General features: G+C 27.4%; 18 protein-coding genes. 3 read left to right on the top strand and 15 right to left on the bottom strand.

Annotated elements, in window-relative coordinates; translation table 11 throughout:
• From BUB34_RS13180 to BUB34_RS01790, 11 genes are all read right to left on the bottom strand, one after another.
• On the bottom strand, positions 1–248 hold a 248-nt coding region (locus tag BUB34_RS13180; RefSeq protein ID WP_159430042.1), incomplete at its 3' end, for a hypothetical protein.
• Between the two features lie 685 nt (positions 249–933).
• Positions 934–1,401: a hypothetical protein gene (locus BUB34_RS01830; protein ID WP_073123662.1), complete on the bottom strand. Its 468-nt coding sequence runs from the start codon at positions 1,399–1,401 to the stop codon at positions 934–936.
• A gap of 129 nt (positions 1,402–1,530) precedes the next feature.
• A complete protein-coding gene (locus BUB34_RS01825) occupies positions 1,531–1,710 on the bottom strand; it encodes an SHOCT domain-containing protein (RefSeq protein ID WP_242948796.1) in 180 nt (59 codons plus the stop codon).
• A gap of 286 nt (positions 1,711–1,996) precedes the next feature.
• Entirely contained in the window at positions 1,997–2,209 is a 213-nt protein-coding gene (locus tag BUB34_RS01820) for an SHOCT domain-containing protein (protein ID WP_159430041.1), read from the bottom strand.
• Between the two features lie 92 nt (positions 2,210–2,301).
• Positions 2,302–2,919, bottom strand: coding sequence for a class I SAM-dependent methyltransferase (locus tag BUB34_RS01815; RefSeq protein WP_073123656.1), 618 nt, complete (start codon positions 2,917–2,919; stop codon positions 2,302–2,304).
• 47 nt (positions 2,920–2,966) lie between these two features.
• Complete coding sequence (locus tag BUB34_RS01810) at positions 2,967–3,623, bottom strand: TIGR01906 family membrane protein (RefSeq protein ID WP_084120097.1); 657 nt, start codon at positions 3,621–3,623, stop codon at positions 2,967–2,969.
• Between the two features lie 65 nt (positions 3,624–3,688).
• A complete protein-coding gene (locus BUB34_RS01805) occupies positions 3,689–4,102 on the bottom strand; it encodes a hypothetical protein (RefSeq protein WP_073123654.1) in 414 nt (137 codons plus the stop codon).
• Positions 4,103–4,142: 40 nt separating this feature from the next.
• Positions 4,143–4,490 (bottom strand): hypothetical protein, encoded by a 348-nt coding sequence (locus BUB34_RS01800; protein WP_073123652.1) that lies wholly within the window; start codon positions 4,488–4,490, stop codon positions 4,143–4,145.
• Positions 4,491–4,519: 29 nt separating this feature from the next.
• Positions 4,520–5,350 carry a prolipoprotein diacylglyceryl transferase gene (lgt, locus tag BUB34_RS01795; RefSeq protein WP_073123650.1) on the bottom strand — a complete coding sequence of 277 codons (831 nt, stop codon included), beginning with the start codon at positions 5,348–5,350 and terminating at the stop codon, positions 4,520–4,522.
• A gap of 34 nt (positions 5,351–5,384) precedes the next feature.
• Complete coding sequence (locus BUB34_RS13700; RefSeq protein ID WP_278276656.1) at positions 5,385–5,516, bottom strand: LDCC motif putative metal-binding protein; 132 nt, start codon at positions 5,514–5,516, stop codon at positions 5,385–5,387.
• A gap of 106 nt (positions 5,517–5,622) precedes the next feature.
• A complete protein-coding gene (locus BUB34_RS01790; protein ID WP_073123648.1) occupies positions 5,623–5,847 on the bottom strand; it encodes an SHOCT domain-containing protein in 225 nt (74 codons plus the stop codon).
• 186 nt (positions 5,848–6,033) lie between these two features.
• Between BUB34_RS01790 and BUB34_RS01785 the strand changes: the two genes are divergently transcribed.
• From BUB34_RS01785 to BUB34_RS01775, 3 genes are read left to right on the top strand one after another with little or no spacing between them, the layout of a single operon-like run.
• Positions 6,034–6,738 carry a response regulator transcription factor gene (locus BUB34_RS01785; RefSeq protein ID WP_073123646.1) on the top strand — a complete coding sequence of 235 codons (705 nt, stop codon included), beginning with the start codon at positions 6,034–6,036 and terminating at the stop codon, positions 6,736–6,738.
• Entirely contained in the window at positions 6,735–8,117 is a 1,383-nt protein-coding gene (locus BUB34_RS01780; protein ID WP_073123644.1) for a sensor histidine kinase, read from the top strand. Before BUB34_RS01785 ends, BUB34_RS01780 begins: the two co-directional genes overlap by 4 nt.
• Positions 8,118–8,176: 59 nt before the next feature.
• Complete coding sequence (locus tag BUB34_RS01775; protein ID WP_073123642.1) at positions 8,177–8,635, top strand: hypothetical protein; 459 nt, start codon at positions 8,177–8,179, stop codon at positions 8,633–8,635.
• A gap of 140 nt (positions 8,636–8,775) precedes the next feature.
• Here BUB34_RS01775 and BUB34_RS01770 read toward each other — a convergent pair.
• From BUB34_RS01770 to BUB34_RS01750, 4 genes are all read right to left on the bottom strand, one after another.
• Positions 8,776–10,106, bottom strand: a protein-coding gene (locus BUB34_RS01770; RefSeq protein WP_143153284.1) for an IS3 family transposase whose coding sequence is annotated in 2 segments (ribosomal slippage) — positions 8,776–9,734 and positions 9,734–10,106 — 1,332 coding nt in all. Because the reading frame shifts where the segments join, the coding sequence is not laid out codon by codon here.
• Positions 10,107–10,223: 117 nt separating this feature from the next.
• The gene (locus tag BUB34_RS01760; protein ID WP_159430040.1) at positions 10,224–11,180 is read right to left on the bottom strand and encodes a DUF4868 domain-containing protein; all 957 of its coding nucleotides are present in this window, start codon (positions 11,178–11,180) and stop codon (positions 10,224–10,226) included.
• 4 nt (positions 11,181–11,184) lie between these two features.
• A complete protein-coding gene (locus BUB34_RS01755) occupies positions 11,185–11,733 on the bottom strand; it encodes a hypothetical protein (protein ID WP_084120095.1) in 549 nt (182 codons plus the stop codon).
• Between the two features lie 213 nt (positions 11,734–11,946).
• Complete coding sequence (locus BUB34_RS01750; RefSeq protein ID WP_073123633.1) at positions 11,947–15,957, bottom strand: Eco57I restriction-modification methylase domain-containing protein; 4,011 nt, start codon at positions 15,955–15,957, stop codon at positions 11,947–11,949.
• Positions 15,958–15,964: the final 7 nt, after the last annotated feature.

Here is a 15,964-nt window from a genome sequence, read left to right as displayed (position 1 = left end):
TCTGGTGTTGGTGTCGTACCTTCCCCTGCTTCATGTTCTGCATGTGGATCTACTACTGTTGTATCATCTGTTGTTGGCTCTGGTGTTGTATTAGTATCTTCACTGCTATTATTTGTAGTTTCTGCTGATTGCTCGATTTGTGTAGCATTTTCCTCAGGATTCTGAACTTCTTCCGCCATTACAGGTGTTAAAGCTGCGCTAGATAGTATCATCATAATTGCTGCTGTAGTAATTTTATTCTTATGCATTGTTTATTTTCCTCCAATATTTTTAATTTTTCTTTTTTTGATAATTGAGTAGTAGGTTCTGATTTACTATAATGCATCTTTTTGTTAAACTTTCTTCAGTTCTAGCTACTACTATTGTGCATGCACAATCACCCATTATACGCGCTGTCCCTTATTAAGTTTTGGACAATGATGATGTGTAATGTAGCTAAATTTCATTTTAACTCCCCTCTAATTATAATAAAAACCGTATTATACCCCATACCCGTATTGGGTAGAATTACTTCCTAAACATATAATAATCTCGAATTATGTGAATCTTATGAAGAATAAATAGTTTTTTTATCATTTTAATAATATTTTTTATTCTATACAACTACACATAATGAATTACCCATAAATAAACATATCAGTAGCTGTTAAACACATAATAAGCTGAAACTATGTAAATCTTATGAAGAATAAATAGTTTTTTATCAATATAATAATATTTTTTACCCTATATAATTAAAATAAGCCAGTACTCAATATGTACTGGCTTGTTTGCCCTATTTTTTGTGACAACATCCCTTTTTCTTTTTACTAAAAAATGTTTTATACATCATGAATATGGCCAAACCTATAAGCCCTGCTGTAATTATATACTCAATTACCATTTTAATTCCTCCCTTATAAAACTCACTTACCCTAGGGGGGTATGTTAAAATTAGAAACTACCCATCATATTATTGTTTGAATCCTCATGACAAGATTCTGATCCGCCCATTGAATTGTGCATTTTTATCATAGACTCCCTATCAATTGAACCCATCATATTTGCCATAGATTCATATCCACTTTTTCTCATAATATCAATCATCTTTTGATAATCTTCATCTGTCATATTATTCATAAACTCATCCATAGCCTTATAATTTCTATTTTCAAATGCCTTTGCCATATCTTTAAATCCATATTCTTTCATTAATCTAACCATTTCTTTTTGCTCAAAATCTGATTCATTTATTTCCTCATTTTCAACTTTTATAATATCGGCTTCTGAATTTAAGGTAGATGTTATTTTTACATTATTTGTTTCTATAGTATCATTATTTGTATTTGCATACGTCATCCCTGTTACTCCTCCTACTACTAAAAATCCTGCTAAAGCAAATATTATTCCTTTTTTTTTCATTATATTCACTCCTTTTATATTTTGTATTATTATTGCAATCATTTTATATCTTTATTATAGAGAATAATTATGTGCTAAATATGAAGATTATATTTTTTGTAAAATATTATGTTATTGAAAATTCATATTTTATTCTCTTAGCATTTTTTTCTTTTGTATATACTCTTCTTCTGAAATTTTACTATTTGCATATCTTTGATTTAAAATATTTATAGCTTCATTTCCTCCATTTCTTATGCTATAACTTCCATTAGATAATTTAAATACTACATATATAACGATCCCTATTAATAATAAATTAATAAACATACCAAATCCTCCTATTATTCCATATCCACCCATCATAGATATCATTCCTTTATATTTTTTAATATCTCTATATTTATATAATACGATTAAAATGTGTAGATTTTATGAAGATATTTTTTTCATAAGATTACCAACTCATATAGTGATTAGGTATATGGCATTTAAATGTATCGAGAACATTTCATAAGTCAAATAACGTATAGACTCATAGTTGCAACTTACAAAATTTATTTGCAATATAAATATAAACCCCCCTTTAATAAGGAGGTTTTATATTTATACTTTATTATCTTAATATTTTCTTCTTGTGTATATACTCTTCTTCTGAAATTTCTCCCTTTGCAAATCTCTCATCTAATATATCCAGTGCATTATTTTCCCTACTTCTTATGCTATAACTTCCATTTGATAATCTAAATGCCACATATATAACAAATCCTATTAATAATAAAGGAATAAACATACCAAATCCTGACATCATTCCATATCCACCCATCATATATATCATCCCTTTCTGACTTTTAATATCTTTATACCCATATAATATGATGAATATGTGTTGATTTTATGAAGATTATTTTAGAAATTAAATTATTTATTATTTATTACAATTTTTTTGACTATATCACTCCATAGGTTTGTTACTCCTATATTACTAAATCCAGATTTTTGTACATTTTCTACAGTTTTTCTATTAATATTAGCACCATATGAATTTACTACAATTGGATTTAATACATCCATAAGAGTACCTATTACCTTTTTTTCACTTCTAACATGTTCTATTAAAATAATCTTGCCACCTTTTTTGCATACTCTTTTAATTTCCATTAAGCCTTTAATAGGGTCGGGAACAGAACAAAATACACATGTTGTAAAAACTGTATCAAAGGTATTATCTTCAAAATCCATATTTTGTGCATCCATAAGTTTTAAATCTACTTTTTTTCCTAACTCTTTTGCTTTATTTCTTGCTCTTTGAAGCATATTAACACTGAAATCTATTGCTGTTATATTTATATTATTAGGATAAAACTCTATATTTTTTCCAGTTCCAACTCCTATTTCTAAGACATTCCCTTTTAATTCTTTCATAACTTCAATTCGCCACTCTTTTAGAGACATCATCTCCATAGGTTGTTCTAATAAATCATAAATAGCTGCAACTCTATTGTATCTCTTTCTAATTTTATCAGTTAAGTTATCCATTATATTTTCCTCTCTAACTTATCATAACTCTTATTTGCTAAATATTATTATTTTAAATATTTTAACTTTTTATGATAAAGTATTCTTAAAAGGAAAGCAATTACAAAGTTAATTATTAAAATAAATATAGCTATATCAAAGAAAAACTCTTGGGGTAATATATTAATAATTGGATCCTTTTGAGGATCAAAAATCCAGTAGTCATTTCTAAAAAATATTTTATGAAATATTATAAAACTTCTTTCAAAATTCAAGGAAAAAATTACACCAAAAACAATTGGAAAGAAAGTTAAAATATTAGAAGCTTGTTTTACAAAACTAAAGTTTCTTTTTTTATACAGAAATACTATTCCTATTATACTTACTACAATGCTTAAAATTAGTACAATATCTAAAGCAGAAAATATTTTTAGAACTTCTTCAAAATGGACCTGACCAAATAGTGATGATGGTAAAGTAGGAAGTTCAAATTTAGTGCCTTCCCTACCTAATAGATAATCTATAGTATAATCATAATTTTTTATAATTTCATCTTTTGATATATTTGAAGTAGCTTCTATATTCAAACGATCAACTTCAAAATAATAAAAAGGTTTAAAAGCTAGTGCAAACTTTACCATTAATATTAAAATACATAAACTTAAAGATATAGCTATTATAGTTTGTACGACCTTATTTTTTTCTTTATGTATACCTCTGTTCAATAAAAACACTCCCTTATAAAATTCCCCCTCTAAGTATGCTTAGAGGGGGATATTATTGTTAAACCTTAATGACAAGATCCTCCTAGATCTATAGATGCCATAACGCTTACCATAGAATCATATCCATTTTCACTCATTATCTGAACTATCTTTTGATAGTCCGCATCTGAGATATTAGCTTTTAAATTAATTAGCTTTTCATAATCTTCATCGGTCATATTATTGGTGAATTCATCCATAGCCTCATAATCTTTATTCTTAAGAGCTTCTGCTATATTACTAAATCCATTGTCCTCCATTATCTTAATCATGTCTTCTTCTCCAAGACTTGATTGCTCTGCAATATTTTGTTTAGGCCCTACTACTCCATTATCTACTACACTTTTAATATCATTCTTTATGTTATCATAGTTAAGTCCTATAATTCCTACTATTGCTAAAGCTCCTGTTATAACTAACAACATCATTTTGTTTTGCATTATGCTCCCCCCCCTTAAAATTACTTTTATTATATCAATTTTATTTATTTTTATCTATAATCTCATAATCTTTTTTAGATACATTTATATACTCACTATCTTCATTTTTTGAACAACAATTGTTTCCATTGTTATCATCACCTTTTTTATGACTTCTTCCCATCATAAACATCATACCAATCATCATAATTGGACAAATTAAAGATGCTAAACCAGAAAGAGCTAATGCTTTAAACCCAAGTAGCGGAAGTAATGCTACAAGTATAACCGGTAACAAACAGCATAGACCCATCATAGCTCCAAATTTTAAAAATCCTTTTTTGTTATTTCCATTATTATCATTATTATCATTATTATCATTATTATTGTTGTTATTGTGGCAATTCATAATAAACCCTCCATGTTTTTATGTTTTTTTTAATGAACAATATAGTAAATCCAAGTTCCAACTACTAAAATAAATCCTGATATTGCGTAACCTAAATATAATTCTTTAGATGAAATATTTTTTCTTTCTTCATCTAAAACTTTACTATGATTTTTAATTTTATTTCCAGCTATTATTGCAACTACTATAATTACAAAACTTGTTACATGGGCAACTGTTAAGCTACCAAATACAATAGGATTTTCTCTAACAAACTCTATTAATGCACGATTTAGGGCAAATCCTATTAAATAGTGTATAAATAACTGTCCATGATACTGAATTTTTTCTCTTTTTCTCCATAAGTATATGAACAAAATTAAATCTAATATCATTTCATAAATTTGAGCTGGATGTAGAAGTTGATTATTTACCATTATACCCCATAGATATTGGCTTTTCATAGGTATTCCAAATACGTCACATCCAACTCTACCAATTGCCTGCCCTAATATAATTCCTGGTGCAAATGCATCTGCTGCTTTTAAAAATGATATTTTCTTTTTTCTTGTGTACCAAATTGCAAATATAATTCCGCCTAATATCCCACCTTGGATAGACATTCCTCCATTTTGAATCTGAAATATTTCTATAGGATTGTTTATATAATTTGAGAGATCAAAGACTAAAATATAATATAGTCTTGCTCCTATAACAGAAGCTATTATTGTATATATACTTAAATCCCACATACTATCTTCATTTAGGCCTTTTCTTTTGGCTTCTCTTAACATTACAAATATTCCTACTGCCATTGCAATTGACACGGCCACACCGAATAAGTATATAGAGATGCCCCCTATTTTAAATAGTTCTACCAATGATATCCCTCCTCTTTTGTCTGAAATTTAGTAACTATTTATCTTTTGAATTATTATTAGGCTTTGTTTGTTTATTTAGGTCGCAACAATCTAGTTTTCCTGATCCTAAATTTTTCTTATTAGCTTCTTCTATTCTTTTCAAAAAATTTTCTAACCATTTTGGCATAAATAACACTCCCCCTTATTTAAATTATATTTTAATAAAAATAATAAAAATCTATAATAATTCTAAAAAGTGAGTTAGAGATTTCTAGCTCACTTTTTATTATTTTTTATTTTTTTAGTAAAACATTTTTTCTAGCTATATAATCATCTTCATTTATCTCACCTGTAGCAAACTTTTCATCTAATATCTTAAGTGCACTTCTAGAGTTATCTGTATATTTATTGAATAGTTTTACACCTAGAACTATTAAAGCAACAAATATAAGCACTTTTATACCCATCATTAGAAGAAACCATCCACTACCCATCAAACCAGCTCCTCCACAAAGCATAACAAAAACCTCCTTGTATAATTACTTTTTATTAAGTTCATTATATGTATGTATTATGAAGAACTTATGAGGATTAAAAAATTATTTAAAATATTTTAATAAAATTAGATAAATTATTAATATCTTCATAAAATCTATACAATTGTATGGCAAAATTATAAAAAAGAAAATTTAGGAGGGTTATAAATGAAGAATATAAGTATCTTAATCGTTGAAGATGAAGTTAATATAAATGAAATTGTAAAAAACTATTTAGATAAAGAAGGTTATACTACACACCAATCTTTTGATGGAAAAAGCGCACTTGAAAATTTTGATAAATATAATCCAGATATTGTTATGTTAGATATAATGCTTCCTGATATATTAGGTACTGATATTTGCAAAGAAATTAGAAAAAAATCAAATGTCTATATTGTAATGCTTACAGCTAAAACTGATGAAAATAGTATTATAGAAGGTTTGGGTATTGGAGCAGATGAATATATAACAAAACCGTTTAGTGCTAAGGAACTCGTTGCTAGAATAAATTCAATTTCGAGAAGAATAGAAAAAGCTCCAGAACAATCCGATAATATACTTACTTTCAACAATAATGATTTAGTAATTGATACTAATACCTATGAAGTGAAAAAAGGTGGAGCATTATTGAATCTAACTGCAACTGAATATAAAATATTGTTAACTATGATTAAGTACCCAAATAAGGTTTTTACTAGAGAAGAATTAATATTTATTGTTTTAGGATATGATTATGATGGAATGGATAGAGCTATTGACACTCATATAAAAAATTTAAGACAAAAGATAGAAGATGATCATAAAAATCCGACATACCTTGTTACAGTATATGGTATAGGATATAAGTTTTGTGGAGGAAAGAGTAAATGAAGCTTAAACTAAGATACAAACTAACTCTGTCTTATATTTTAGTTTCTATTATAAGTGTCTTAATAGTAGCTTTACTTGCAAATAGCTTGATGCAAAATCATTTCAGAGAATATGTATTATCAAAAGGAGAAAATACCAGTAACTCTATAGTAAATGACTTAGAAAGAAGCTATAGAAATTTTGATACATGGAATTTAAGTTCTGTTCAAGATATAGGTAGTGAAGCCTTAGATAATGGATATATTGTAAATATTAAAGATAATAGTAAAAAAGAAATTTGGGATGCATATAAATATGATTTATATAGATGCGAAAATGTAATTCATAATATGAGTGAACATATGAGAATGAATTTTCCAGCTTGGAAAGAAAACTATACAGTTAAAAATTACGATATTATTGTAGATGATAAATCAGTTGGAACTGTATCAATTGGGTCTTATCCTGATTATTATAGTGAAAATGATATTTTATATCTAAAAACATTAAATAAAGTTTTAATATATTCAAGTTTTATAGCACTAATAGCATCTATTATAGTAGGATTCTTAGTTACTAATAATATAGTAAGACCTATATCTAAGGTTGAAAAAATTACTAAAGATATATCCAAAGGAAATTACAATCAAAGAATTGATGAAAAAGTAGATACTATGGAGTTAGATAACTTAATCATTAGTATCAATGACTTGGCAAAATCTCTACAAAGACAAGAGGATATAAGAAAGAATTTAACTAAGGATATATCTCATGAATTAAAGACTCCACTTACGTCACTACAGATAACACTAGAAGCTTTAATGGATGGAATAATAGATCCAACCAAAGAGAGATTATCAGTTTGTTATGAAGAAATTTTAAGATTGACTAGATTGGTAAAGGATTTAGAAAAGCTCTACTCTTATGAACAAGATTATAGAGACATTAATAAAACTAAGTTTAATATAAGTGAGCTTGTACAAAATATAATTACTACTTTTGAATCAGAGTACAAGAGAAAAAATATAACTGTTAATTTTAATAATAATAATTTAACTTTATATGCAGATAAAGATAAGATAACTCAAGTTATAATAAATCTTTTATCTAATGCTATAAAATACACAAATGAAGGTGGAAATATAGAAATCGGATTATTTGAACACAAAAATGGAATTAAGTTAATATTTAAAGACGATGGCATTGGAATACCATATGAAGACAAAGAATACATTTTTGATAGATTTTATAGAGTAGATAAATCAAGAACTAGACTCACTGGGGGTGCTGGTATAGGCCTTAGTATAGTTAAAGCTATAATTGACTCTCATAATGGAAGTATAGATTTAGAAAGTAAGGAAGGAAAAGGCTCAACATTTAATGTATATATTCCAAATTAAGTTTATTTTACTCCGATTTGATATATAATAATTTTAGATATTATTATACGGAGGAACTAATGAAAAGTTTTATAAGAAATATTTTAGTTGTAGCTATAGTTGCTTTTATTTTACAAGGTATTTGGGAGTATTCACAGTGCGGAAGGTTTTATGTTATTGACGACGTAACAGGACACACTAGACTAATGTTGAGTGCCACATTTGGAGATATGAATATGAGTCTGATATTATATATGTTATTAGTTGTTGTAAATAATGATATAAATTGGATTTTGAAGAAATGGCATAAGCATGATTATATAATTACTATACTCTACGCCTTATTTCTAAGTTTTTATTTTGAGATTCATGCTCTTTACACAGGTAGATGGGGATATAACCCAGAAACCATGCCTTTATTTCTAAACACTAATATTGGTTTACTACCTGTAATTCAGCTTATTATTTTGCTCCCACTTATATTCTATATCAGTAGTATAGTAATAAAGAAATATACTAAGAATAAAGCAATTTATTAAGCAAATTAATAAAAACAAAAAAGTTTAAATGCTCTAAAGATTTATTTAAATATAATCTAGTATAGTGTAAGTATATAAAATAAAAGCCTCTTTATTATAAAATGTACCCCTTGTCAAGGACAATTTAAAAAAAGGGATATTTAACAAACAAGATGATTTCTGTATTGAACAGGAGTCATCTTGTTTAAATTCCATTGATATCTATCATTATTATAGTAATTCATATAGTCATCTATTTCATTTATAACTTCATCTAAGGAACTACATTTATTAAGAGTAACTTCATCTTTAAAATGACCAAAGAACGATTCTTGTGGAGCATTATCCCAACAATTTCCTCTTCGAGACATAGATTGTTTTAATCCTAGTTTCTTTACTTTCTTTTGAAATTTAGGGCTCGTATAATGTACCCCTTGATCAGAGTGTAAAATAGCGTCGCTATTAAGTTTTAAACTTCCATTCAATTTAAGTTTTTCTAATGTATTTAAGACAATTTCTAGCCGTAGGCTATCTGAAACATAGTGAGCCAATATCTCATTCGTAGATGAATCTTTTATTGTTGATAAATAAGCTCTTTTTCCATTTTTATAGTTTAAATATGTAATATCTGTTAATAATATTTTACCTGGTATACCTTGCTTGAATTCTCTATTTACCAAATTAGGAACAACAGTATGTTCTTTAGTTGCTTTCATCATACGTCTATAAGGATTAGCTTTCCTAAATGGGCAGACTATTTCATATTTTTTCATTATTCTTCGAATGCGTTTTAAATTATATACTATATTAAATTTATCCTTTAAAACCATTTTTATCTGCCTTGCACCTTTCTTACGACCTTTGTAATTAAATGCTTTTAATACATTTTCTTTAGCTAAAATATCCTCTTCTTCTTTAGATTTTCTTAATTTTTCATTTTTCGATAAAAAATATCTGTAGAATCCAGAGCGAGAAACACCTGCAACTTTACACAAATAACTTATCATGTTTCTTAGCTTATATTTTTTTATTGTAGATTTAATAATTTCATATTTTTCACAAGAGAATAAATTTACTTCTTTTTTAACACTCTCCTTTCTATCATGTCTAACTTTTTTAGCAATTCATTTTCAGCTTGAAGTAACTTCATTTTAGCTTCTAGTTTCTTATATTTTTCTTCTAAAGTTAGATCTTTCTCAACTGGCCTACCATTATTGTACTTACGAGTATCTATAAGTCTTACAGCTCCGCCGTTTTTGAAGGCTGAACGCCATCTATCTGCAGAAGATTTAACTCTTTGCGTACCTATAATATCAATATCAAATCCACATTCTTCAAATATTATTCTAGGTAATTTACCATTATTACTTTCATCTATAAATATTCTTTTGAATTCATCTGTATAAGTAATTCCCTTTGAACTAACCTTTTTAACATATTTATTTTGTTTCAATATACTTACTTCTTCTTCTGTAAATAACTTCTTACTCATTAAAGTTTTCTCCAATTCTATTTTTTATTTAATTATATACAAAAATACCCTATAGAGTAGACCTTTTTATTAATTGTCTACTTTATAGGGTACATTTTACTTTTACTGATCACCGTACTATGCTACAGGTTCAGCTAACTTCTTAACATCAGTCTTATATTCATGACCTGTAACATCAGACCTTGTATATGTTTCATCTAATAAATCAATCAGACTCTCAACTTCTTTATATGTACTTAATACAATTTTATTATCTTGTATATTAAATTTCCCCTTCCATCTAGGTAAGCTTTCTACACTATTTATTAATTCTTGTGATGTCTTGTCCAAAACTTTTGAGCTACTTATTCTCATCATTCTTTTTGAATAAATAAGCTTCGACCTTCCAATATATTCGGTAAGCTTGTCAATATTACTTACTAAGTTTAATGTTTCTATCTTTTGAATAGATTGCTCTGCCTTTGACTTGATAAATCCTTGAAATTTAAATGAACGCTCCATCAATGATATATTACTTGTAATAATATTATCTCCTATTATTAAAATATCTATTTTTTTTAATATAGGAAATATTACCTCTTTCATTTCTATGAATATATCATTATGTTTTTGAATAGACCAAAACTTATTCTTTGGGCTAGGTATCGATGTTGGATATATATGCTGATAAGCCCACATACATAAGTCACCTCGTTTATATTTAAATAATATACCTAATGCTTTATCTATATCTTGTGTCTTAAATCTATCAATTGGTTCAAATGTTTCTTTAACTACTGAAAATGGTTGATATAAACTATCTTGGTTAATTATATAAAATTTCTTCTGATTATCTGCAATATTTTCCGCTGAACTATAATCTACATTTTCATTAGTAAACTTATCTATGATCAATTCTTCAATAGAATTTTGAATACTTTTCTTAAAATTACCTGAATCTATTGTAGGATTTCCTTCATCTAAAATTAATTTTTTTAATAAAGCTTCCCCTTTAGTAAGTACATAAGCATCAAACATATATTCTTTATTGGTAAACATATTATTGATATTTTGTATAATTTCTTCTTTATTCATTATATCATCCCCTATTCTTATCATATACTACAAAAACATCATCTGCTATATATTGATATTTTATTATTCCTTCTCCATTTATCTTTCCTTTTGTTATTCCTATACAGTCCTTATCCTTCATTCTTCTATCCTGAGGATTTTTTATTTCAAAGATAAATGTAGTATATCCAAGTATTATCAACACCGGATTTTGGTAGTATAAATTAGTTCTTAACATAAGTATTATGACAAGTAAAATCATAACGATAAAAGCAATAAATTCTCGAGGTTCTCCTAAATCATCTAGTACTAATGGAAGTACAAATGTCATAAAAAATCCCAGTCCTGTATCTGTTGTATAATTTCTTATCTGTATTTCATCATCTTCTTGAAATCCTGAGGTTTGGAAATTTTTAAACTTTAAGTATGCAATTATAGATATAATTATCCATAATGTGCATATTAAAACCACTATATATGTCAATAATTCATCATGTTTAAGTATAATTTTAAATACTGACCACTCTTTATTAAATAGCTTATCAATAAACTTATAACTTAATTTAATATGCAAAACCTTAAAATTCTTTATAAGTATTAATAAAAATAACGGTGCAAATGATTGAAAAATTAATGAATATTTTAACTTTAAATTCTCACTTATTTAAAACACCTCCATGTATTATCATAAATTACATTTATTAGATTAAGATTATGTAGTAAAATTATTTTATCATATAATCATTAATCTAATAATTTAAATTCTATGTTTTGCATATTATATATATTACATAGCCTTAATTTTTGATTCTACAAACTCAACTTCCTCATCAGATAAACCATACTTCTCATAAAGTTGTCTATCAATAATATGTGTAGAAACTGACCAATCTATATCACCGTTATTACTAAAATCTTGCATAGGTATAAAGCGGTAAGTAGTTCTAGTTGCATCTTGACTTGACTTTGATAAACTATGAAGATAACGTGAAAATTTAGTTTGTAAAAATGAAGATAGATTATTCACTGAAGCTTCATCTAAATTTAAATCAGCGCCTATAGCTAAATATGTTTCAGTACATATAGTTCCTGGTTCTCCTATAATAGTATTAAAATTATCATCCCTTAATTCAGTACCTATATTATTTGCACGAGCTGTATATATTTTCCACTTATCTATCCATTCTGTTCTTACCGTTATATCTTTACGTTCAACATATCCTACTAAACCTTTACCATAACACTTAATTGGCTCTGATAATTTTTTTGAATTATTATGGAATTTACTATCCTTTGTAAAGTTACCACCAAATCCAAAAGGTTTTCTAGGTGATACATACTCAGTTATCCACTTTTTGTTATTTAAATTTTTCTGATATTCTAATATTTTTGCTAAAATTGAATTTGCCCTATAATCTCTAATAAATATATCTACATCTCTTATTTTCATCGGTCTCATAACATCACTTACAACTTCATTGTGCTGATGAGTTACAACACGAGTTAAACTTTCTTTATTGTCATACTTACTATCCCATAAGAAATAACATACTCCACCACGTATATTAGTATTTGGGAAAATATCCTCTGGCGTTAACCAGTCATGTAACTCACGTATATGTTCATCATTTAGCATTTCATCTCTAAATGAATCTAAACCCTTACCTCCTGTATACCATCTACTTGGCATGATTAAAGATATATACCTAGGATTAAGCTCCTTAGCCGCTTGAACAAAGTTTTGGTATATTGGGCTTGCACTTGCTTGAGCTCCACCATCCATTTCTTGATACGGTGGATTTCCTATAATAACATCAAATTTCAAATTGTCTCCACCTCTTTCTTTAAATAATTGTTGTACTTTACTATTGAATTTATCACAACTTTTTTTAACATCATCTGTTATATTTTCATAATATTCAACATTGACTACTTTGTCTGAATATCCACGTAATGTTCTTTCTGTAATACTTTTTGCCATAGGTGTTTTTGCTAATACATAAATATTTTTATGTAAAGTTTTTTCCCATAGCTCTAATAATGTATTCTCTGTAACATACTTATTTTGTCTTTGTTTAAAGTTTTTAACTTTATCACCATATATAGAATAAGCTGCTAGTAAAGGATATAATCCTGACTTAGAATTTATTTCTAATACTTTTGATTCTTTATTTAAAATAGGTTTATTTGCACTATCTCTACTATCAATAAATCGTGTATTTTCATCTTGTAAATAAGAAACCTCAAACTCATCATCAAAAAAGCATTCTCCACCTATGGTATCCGTAATATGACGATTTACTGTATTCCAAGAAGTTAAAACAGTTTCTTTATCTGGATTTTTAAAAGTTTTAAAAATCTCTGCAATTTTTATAATTCTTTCTTTAACTGTTTTTGATTCATCAGCAGCTCTAGCTTTTCTACGTATTTTTAATCCGGCTTCTATAAATATATCATTATCATAATATTTAATAAATTTTTTCCAAAGCTCCTTAGTTACTCCATCAGGCATAAATTCTTTCCATGATATATCATCAACTATATCAGCAAAATTTTTAACTGTTATCTCTTTATCATAATCAATATTGGCTCCATATACCATCATTGGAATACGAATACTGATACCTCTTAATACACTTATCATTGTATCTCTTTGCTTACGTAATTGTTTCATTTTTTCTAGGGCTTCTAATTCTTCAGGTGTTCTGTCTTTCTTACTTTTTTTATCCGCTTTTTCTGCTTTTTCCCATTCTTCATCATCAAAGCCTTGGTTATTTATAGTTACATCAAGTGGCTTTTTATCTTGTTTAGATTCTCCTATAATAGCTTTTAAATCATTAAAATCTCTTATGTCAACTTCATCTAAACGTAAAAGTTCATCATTGTAAAGTCTTATATCATCAAAACCATTATTAGCTACCTTTTCAGCAGATGCTTTCTTTAATTGTCTAAGCAATGTTTCTACATTAATTTCTCCCATTTTACTGTCATCTAGGCTTACAATTGAACAATAATTTAAAAACTCACCCATTGCAATTTTTTGTTCTTGCGAGTTTAGTCTTCCAGCTTTAGTATTTAATCTAGCCGCTTGAGCTACCATTTTTAAAGTTCTATCTGGTGCAAAATCAAATACATAACAATTTATTTTCATCTTACCACCAATATTTGCAGGTGTTTGAACCCTAAACGCTGTTTGAAGATATGTTGATGCAGAAGATGTATTTGAAAGCATCATTACACCTGTCCATGCAGGTATGCTTACTCCTGTGGTCAACTTACCACATGTTATTGTAATTGTATAAGATTTATCTGGATTACTTCCTATTGCATTTTTTACTTTTTGTAATGCATCTTCATTTTCATCCTCATCATCTCCATCGCCAGCTACATTAACTATCTCAAAGTTTCTAAAAATAACATGATTTTTCATTAATTCACTTAATGCTCTAGCTTCAGCAACACCTGGAACTAGCCATAATGTGTTTTTTAAGTTATTGCGATAGTACTCAGTTGAAAACGGAAAATTAGTAGTATCATCTTTTGTTGTTATCAAATCTAAAAACTTACATACATCGTCTTCATGTATGAATTTACCTCGTTTTTCAATAATAGGTTCTTCATCATTATATGTACGGAAAAATTCTTTAAAATTAAAAGCCTTGTCTTCAACTTCAACATATTTTGTATTTCTAAATTCTCTGTCAAGTTGATAAGTAAACATTGATAGCTTAGGTAAACTTTCATATGGATTTGAGTCTCCAAAGTTATTTATGCTCCACTCTTCTTTAGCTTTTTGCTCCATTATATAATCCCAAGTATAAATATCATCTTCATTTTCATATTCATCAATTAGATTAAATGGTGTTCCTGAAAGCTCTAGTGTAAATGTTCTTTTTATATTTTTATGAACACGTTTAGCTCGATCTGTTAAATTTCCTTCATGGGCTTCGTCTACGATAACAAAATCCCATTCTGTATCAAAGATTAAATCATTCTTACTAAAATTTCCTCCAACAAGCGCTGAACCTCTTAAATCTTGCATAGAGGCAAAGTATACAAATGGTTTTCCTTTCTTAAGTAATGTAGTTAAATCTTCTCCCTTATCTTTAGAACCAAAAACATATTCTGTATTATGAAAAATTTTATAAAAATCTTCAAACCAACCATCTGAAACAACTGGTCTATGTGTAATAATAATAGTCTTTTTAAAATTTGCCTCTTTTGCAACTTGTAATGCTGTTAAAGTCTTTCCAAATCTCATTTTTGCATTCCAAAGCTTCTTTTTAGACTTATCCTTATCTTTGCTTTTTAAACTATCTTTAATTGATTTTAATGTCTCTTCAATCGCTTTCTTCTGTTCTGGTCTAAATATTATTGGATTAAAACCTTCGCTTATATCTTCAGAGTTTAAAGCTTTTCTCCCTTCCTTGACTACTTCTATAGCATTTTTAGCAGTATTCAAGTCTAATTTAAACCATTCACGGCCTCTTCTTTTATCAGTACTCTTATAAGTTTCAATACCCGAACGTTTTAAAACATTATGGACATCATAATCTCTAAAGTATTCACCCTTTTTTGTAATTGCTAAATCAACATACAGTAATTCATATTCTATGTTCGCAGTAACAGTGTACTGATCAATCCTCTTTTTTGCAGCATCTTCAATTGATTTTCTATCATAAGGACTTCCACAAAAAGTTGTATCCCCAATTTTTAATAATCCTTTATGCGTTTCATCTTGTATTGCAAATATATAAATTAATTTGCTTTCAAATGTTTTATAGTCCGTTCTACACATCTATTCT

It is taken from the genome of Asaccharospora irregularis DSM 2635 (assembly GCF_900129815.1).
Taxonomy (GTDB): domain Bacteria; phylum Bacillota; class Clostridia; order Peptostreptococcales; family Peptostreptococcaceae; genus Asaccharospora; species Asaccharospora irregularis.
This window is presented reverse-complemented; position numbering and strand designations above follow the sequence as displayed.